General features: G+C 68.3%; 5 protein-coding genes. 2 read left to right on the forward strand and 3 right to left on the reverse strand.

All coding sequences use genetic code 11. The features are described from left to right. The first annotated feature begins 88 nt into the window (after positions 1 to 88). Entirely contained in the window at positions 89 to 847 is a 759-nt protein-coding gene (locus C4B30_RS33640) for a DeoR/GlpR family DNA-binding transcription regulator (protein ID WP_089500629.1), read from the forward strand. Between the two features lie 105 nt (positions 848 to 952). Beyond that, the gene (locus tag C4B30_RS33645; RefSeq protein WP_105133598.1) at positions 953 to 2,734 is read left to right on the forward strand and encodes a phospholipase D-like domain-containing protein; all 1,782 of its coding nucleotides are present in this window, start codon (positions 953 to 955) and stop codon (positions 2,732 to 2,734) included. A 66-nt stretch (positions 2,735 to 2,800) separates the two neighbouring features. Here C4B30_RS33645 and C4B30_RS33650 read toward each other — a convergent pair whose 3' ends face one another. The 3 genes from C4B30_RS33650 to C4B30_RS33660 all read right to left on the reverse strand — a co-directional run bounded on the left by C4B30_RS33650 (position 2,801) and on the right by C4B30_RS33660 (position 6,490). Beyond that, the gene (locus C4B30_RS33650; protein WP_027781472.1) at positions 2,801 to 3,475 is read right to left on the reverse strand and encodes a TetR family transcriptional regulator; all 675 of its coding nucleotides are present in this window, start codon (positions 3,473 to 3,475) and stop codon (positions 2,801 to 2,803) included. 105 nt (positions 3,476 to 3,580) lie between these two features. Then, complete coding sequence (locus C4B30_RS33655) at positions 3,581 to 4,849, reverse strand: NAD(P)/FAD-dependent oxidoreductase (protein ID WP_105133599.1); 1,269 nt, start codon at positions 4,847 to 4,849, stop codon at positions 3,581 to 3,583. A 135-nt stretch (positions 4,850 to 4,984) separates the two neighbouring features. Continuing rightward, on the reverse strand, positions 4,985 to 6,490 hold the full coding sequence (locus C4B30_RS33660; protein ID WP_234015487.1) for an amino acid permease: 1,506 nt from the start codon (positions 6,488 to 6,490) through the stop codon (positions 4,985 to 4,987). Positions 6,491 to 6,540: the final 50 nt, after the last annotated feature.

The following is a 6,540-nucleotide window of genomic DNA, read 5'->3' on the forward strand; positions in this document are numbered from 1 at the left end:
GCATTACCCGGCGTAGTCAAATGGTCGTCAAACGTCCGTAATACAATGGCCGGCTTACCCATTACCAGTCGCCTCGGGCGCACACGCGATGCTGGCGGAACAACGTCATCAATACATCCTGTCGGAGCTCGGGCGCTCGGGCGCGCTGTCGGTCGCGGAACTCGTGCGTTCGCTCGACGTGTCGCGCGAAACCGTGCGGCGCGACCTGAACGCGCTGGCCGCGCGCGGCCTGCTCGTGATGACGCATGGCGGCGCGCTGGCCGCGGATCGCCGCGAGCCGAGCCTGTCCGAGCGCGAAGCCGCGAACGCCGACGCGAAGCGCACGATCGGGCGGCGCGCGGCCGAATTCGTGCCCGACGATGCATCGGTGCTGATCGATTCGGGCAGCACACCGCATGCGGTCGCGCTGGCGCTCGCCGACCGGCACCGGCTGTCGATCTACACGAACGACTGGCGCACCGCGTTCGTGCTCGCGCGGCGCAACGGCAACCGCGTGACGCTGCTCGGCGGCGAGCTGTCCGACGACGAGGACGCCACGTTCGGTCTCGACACGATCCACCAGCTCGCGCAATACCACGTCGATTTCGCGTTCGTCGGCGCCGGCGGCATCACGCCCGACGGCGAATGCACCGACTACTCCCGGCTCGCGGCCGAAGTGCGCAGCCGGATGATCGCGGCGGCGGGCACGGCGATCATCGTCGCCGACCATTCGAAATTCGGCCGCGTGACGCCGGTGCGGATCAACGGCGCGGCCGCCGCCCGCTATCTGGTGACCGAGCGCGCGCCCGACAAGATCGTGCGCCGCGCGCTGACGGCGCGCGGGATCGAACTGCTCGTGTGCGACTGACGCGCGTCCGACATACAAGGTTCATCGAACGGTCATCGCGCGGGAAGAACCGTCGTCAAGACTGACCCATTCATTTCGACCGGCCGTCAGGCCAGGGAGCAACGAATGACCGTCAGCGTGCGCAGCTATCTTTCCCCCACCCTGGTCCTGCTGGCTTTCGACTGGCCCGATGCGGCGTCGCGGTCCGATTTCCTCGGCTTCGCGATCCGGCGCACGCCGGGCTTCTGGTCGGCCGACGGCAAGACGCGTGCGCCGGACAGCTGGCTGCCCAATCGCCTGACGTTCGACGGCCCGGCCGCCGACACGCAGGGCGATGCGCCGACCGATCAGGCGCCGATTCAGAAATTCATGTGGTGGGACGCGCGCATCGATCCGCAGGACCGCGGTGCGTCGTTCCGCTACGACGTCTATCCGGTCGTCGGTACGCCGGCGAACCTGCAGGTGCTCGACGCGGAAGCCGGCGTGTGCGACGTCGTGCTGCCCGCGCACATCGAGGACGGCATCGGCACGTGGTTCAACCGCGCGGTGGTCAGCTCGCAGGCGTTCGCGAAGCAGGTCGCGGCGCTGGGCCTCGCACCGAATGCGGCGCCGAGCGCTGCGCAGGCGCTGAAATTGCGCACGTGGCTCGCGAACGACATGGAGCAGGTGTTCGCGGAGATGCTCGATCCTGCGTCGCGCGCGGTATCGGCCGTCTATCACCTGACCGACACGCTGTGGGCGCTGCCCGCGTTCGAGGCGTTCGGCCGCCAGCACGGCGAGGCGTCGCTCGCGATCGTCTACGACGCGCACACGACGGCGCGCAAGGGCAAGCCGCCGCTGCCGTCGCCGAACCAGCCGGCGGTCGACGCGTTGCAAGGGCTCGCGACGCTCGCGCCGCGCGACAAGACGCACATCATGCACGACAAGTTCATCGTGACCGATGCGCCGTCCGCCGCAGCGCCCGCGCGCGTGCTGACCGGTTCCGCGAACTTCACGACCGAGGGGCTGACCGAGCAGGCCAACGTGCTGCACGCGTTCGACTCGCCCGCGCTCGCCGCGCTGTACAACGATCGCGCGCACGCGCTGGCCGGGAATCCGTCGATTGCGGAGACCGCCCGGCTGTCGTCGGGCTGGTCGGCGCCGATGACGATCGGCAGCGCGCAGGTGCGCGTCGCGTACTCGCCGGAGCCGTCGGGGCAGCGTACCGAGATCGATACGATCGTCGCCGCGATCGGGGCCGCGAAGCATTCGGTGTCGTTCTGCCTGTTCATGCCGACCGACGCGGCGCTGCGCGATGCGTGTTTCGCGGCCGGCGATCGCGGGCTGATGATGTTCGGCCTCGTCAACCGGATCAACGCGAGCAGCGCGACGAAGGCCGATGCCGCGCAGCAGGGTGGCCAGTCGCTGGATGCGGCGACGCTCGCGAACCTCGAGCTGTACCACCGCCGCCGCGACAACCACGACGTGATCGACGCGTCGTATTTTTCGCCGGCTACCGTGCCGCAAGGCTTCGAGCCGGAGCTGCGGCTTTTCCCGGGCGAACCGGCGCCGGCCTTTCCGCCCGTCGTGATCCATCACAAGTTCATCGTGATCGATGCGGAAGGCGCGAATCCGGTCGTCTATACGGGTTCGGCGAACATGAGCCGCAATTCCGAGCAGTACAACGACGAGAACCTGCTCGAGATCCGCGACAAGCGGATCGCGGCGATCTATCTCGCGGAATTCCTGCGGCTTTACGAGCACTATCGCGCACGCGCATTGGCGATCAATGCGAAGCAGCGCGGCACGGGCGCGCATGCGCGGCTCGCGCTGGCGCCCGATTCGAGCTGGGCGAAGAAGTATTACGTGGCGGGGAGCCCCGAACAGAAGGCGCGGATCGCGCTGGCGTCGACCGCGCCGACGGACTGATGCGCTGACGTGCTGAAGTGCGAAGGGGCGCGGACGTGTCGCGCCCCGGCCGGCTGTGGGCGCCGCTTACGCGGCGACGTAGCGCAGCACCGCGTCGGCGATCGTGTCGCGATGCCGCGCGCGCAGGCGCGGCGCCGACGGATCGCGGCCGAACGCGGCACCGAACGTGTAGCGGTTCGACACGCGATGGAAGCAGAACGAGCTGATCAGCAGGTGCAGGTCGAACGCGTCGATGTCCTGGCGGAACGCGCCGCTGGCCGCGCCGCGCTCGAGCAGTTCCTCGAGCGTCTTGATGATGCTGACGTTGCGGTTCTTGAACGACTTGAGCTGTTCGAGATATTTCGCGCCGTGGATGTTCTCGATCGACACCAGGCGGACGAAATCGCGATGCTTGTCGTGATAGTCGAACGTGAATTCGACGAGACGGCGCATGCCTTCGCGCGGCTCCATGTCGCCGACGTGCAGTTCCTGCTCGAGCGCGCGGATGTCGCCGTACACCTTCTCCAGCACGGCCTCGTACAGGCCTTCCTTGCTTTCGAAGTAGTAGTAGAGCATCCGCTTCGTCGTGTTCGTCCGCTCCGCGATCGCGTCGACGCGCGCACCGGCGAGGCCCATCGCGGAGAATTCCTGCGTGGCGACATCGAGGATGTTGCGCTTGGTTTGCTCGGGATCGTATTTACGCCGCGCATCGGACGCAAGCGCGCGGGTGTCGGACGTGGCGGCCTTGCTTCCTGCTTTCATGTGGCTTTGTTGTGGTTCGCGGCGGCTTGGAAAAGGCATTCTAGCATGTGGGAAATGCCCGCCCGGCCGACCTCCTGCTCTAATCGGCAAGGCCGTCGCGGGCGCTCAGCGGCGGCAGGATGCGAGCGCGTCGCGGGCCTGGTACGCCGTATACGTGAGCTGCGCGGCGGCGAGGCCGGCCAGGCCGAACGTGCGCGTGAGCCCGAACGCGGCGAAGCCGTCCGGCACCGGCCGGCCTTCGGCCAGCGCGGCGGCGAGCGCCTCGCCGGCCACCGTGGTCGGCGCCATCCCGTGGCCGCCGAAAGCGATCGCGTGCCACACGCCGTCCGCGTCGCGGCCGATCTGCGGCATCTTGTGCCGCGCGTAGCTCATCAGCCCGCCCCACGCGTAGTCGACCTTCACGCCTTCCAGTTGCGGATACACGCGCAGCAGGTCGCGCCGCAACAGGCGCGCGATCGCATCGGGGCCGCGGTCGAGCACGGAGATCCGGCCGCCCCACAGGATCCGCGTGTCCTTCAGCGGACGGTAGTAGTCGAACGCGAAACGCGTGTCGTAGATCGCGTACGGTGCGTCGATCGCATCGGGCAGGCGCGTGCCGAGCGGTTCGGTCGCGATCACGTAGGTCGCGATCGGCAGCACCGCGCGCTCGATGCGCGGCGACACGCCGCGCGCGTAGCCGCCGCCGGCGAACACGACGTCCTGTGCGCGCACCGCGCCCTGCGCCGTGCGCACGACGTACCCTGCGCCGTCGCGCGCGATGCCCAGCGCGGCCGAACGCTCGTACACGCGCGCCCCGCCGCGCGATGCGGCCGCCGCGACGCCGAGCACGTACTTGAGCGGGTGGAAGTGGAACGCGTTCGGCTCGAACAGGCCGCCGTAATAGCGCTGCGTCTTCAGCCGTTCGCGCAGCGCGCCGGTCGGGACAGGTTCCCAGTCGACGTCGAGTTCGTTTTTCATCAGCGTGCGCACACCGTCGAGCCGCGACGGATCGTCAAACCAGTTCGCGAGCATCACGCCCTCGTCGACGATGTCGCAGTCGATCCCGTAGCGCGCGATGCGCGCGCGGATCAGCTCGACTGCATCGACTGTGAGCCGGTACAGCCGGCGTCCTTCGTCGCGGCCGAGCGTGCGCAGCAGGTCGGCGTTGTCGAGACTGTAACCGCCGAACACGAAGCCGCCGTTGCGGCCCGACGCGCCGAAGCCGACCCGTTCGCTGTCGAGCACGACGACGTCATGCACGCCGCGCTCGACGAGGCCGAGCGCCGTGCACAGGCCGGCAAGGCCGCCGCCGACGATGCAGACCTGCGTGTCGATCGTGCCGGTCAGTTGCGGGTAGGGCTGGCGGGTAACGGTGGCTTCGTAGAAATTCTGCATGCGTTTTCGGTGATTCGTGACGGCGGAAAAACGGACGGCGCGCGTCGATCTTGCCTGAACGCGCGCGCCGCGTCGAATGGGGTTTTCAGCGCGGCGGCCGCCGCGATCGGGCGGCCGCCGGCGCGTTACCGGGCTTCAGGCGCCCGGCGTCGGGTTGACCGGACGGGCGACGTAGGCCGGATAGCCGGCGTCGGCCTTTTCGGTGGCGTCGGGCGTGGCGTTACGGTCGATCCACGGCGCGATTTCCATGTCCTCGTAGCGCACCAGGCGGCATTTACGCACCAGCGCGTAGCCGACCCAGATCGCGAGGAAGAACGGCAGGCCGATGTAGGTCGCGGCGACGCCCGTCCAGTCGATCTTGTCGGCGAGGAACGCGCGGTAGTCCTGGCCGAGCGCGACGACCGCGCACAGCGCGAACGCGAACAGCGGTCCGAACGGGAACCACTTCGACCGGTACGGCAACTGGTCGAGCCGGTAGCCCTGTTTCAGGAAGCCCTTGCGGAACCGGTAGTGGCTGACCGCGATGCCGAGCCACGTGATGAAGCCAGCCATGCCCGACGTGTTCAGCAGCCACAGGTACACGGTCTTGTCGCCGTACAGCGACGTGAGGAAGCACAGCGCGCCGACGGCGGTGGTCGCATACAGCGCGTTGCGCGGCACGCCGCCGGGCGACAGCTTCGCAAACAGCTTCGGCGCGCGGCCTTCGACCGCGAGGTTGTAGAGCATGCGAGTCGACGCATACATGCCCGAATTGCCGGCCGACAGCACGGCCGTCAGGATCACCGCGTTCATCACGCCGGCCGCGAAGGCGAGGCCCGCGTGGCGGAACACCAGCGTGAACGGGCTCACGCCGATATCGGTCACGTCGCTCTTCAGCAGGCTCGGATCGGTGTACGGCACCAGCACGCCGATCACGAAGATCGCGAATACGTAGAACAGCAGGATGCGCCAGAAGATCTGCTTCACCGCGCGCGGAATCGTCGTGCGCGGGTTTTCCGATTCGCCGGCCGCGACGCCGATCATCTCGGTGCCCTGGAACGAGAAGCCCGCGATCATCGCGACCCCGAGCATCGTCGCCCAGCCGCCGACGAACGGCGCGTCGCCGATCGTGAAGTTGCCCCAGCCGGCGCTCGGGCCGCCCTGCATGATCCCGAAGATCATCAGCAGGCCGACGCCGACGAACGCGAGCACCGTCAGCACCTTGATCAGCGCGAACCAGTATTCGGCTTCGCCGAAACCGCGCACCGACAGCGCGTTGAGCGCGAAGATCAGCGTGAGGAACAGCGCGCTCCACCAGACGCCCGGCACGTGTGGGAACCAGTAATTCATCACGAGCTGCGCGGCGACGAGCTCCACCGCCAGCGTCACGGCCCAGCTGTACCAGTAGTTCCAGCCGAGCGCGAAGCCGAAGCCTTCGTCGACGAACTTCGCGCCGTAGGTCGCGAACGAGCCCGACACCGGCATGAACGCCGCCATTTCGCCGAGGCTCGTCATCAGGAAATAGACCATCAGGCCGATCACCATGTACGCGAGCATCGCGCCGCCTGGGCCGGCCTGCGAGATCGATGCGCCGGATGCGACGAACAGGCCCGTGCCGATCGAGCCGCCGATCGCGATCATCCGTAGATGACGGGCCTGCAACGCGCGGTGGAGGGACGGCTTCGCGGGCGGCGAGCCGGACGGGCGGGACG

The sequence above is a fragment of the Burkholderia sp. BE12 genome, from assembly GCF_002959955.1.
Lineage (GTDB): Bacteria > Pseudomonadota > Gammaproteobacteria > Burkholderiales > Burkholderiaceae > Burkholderia.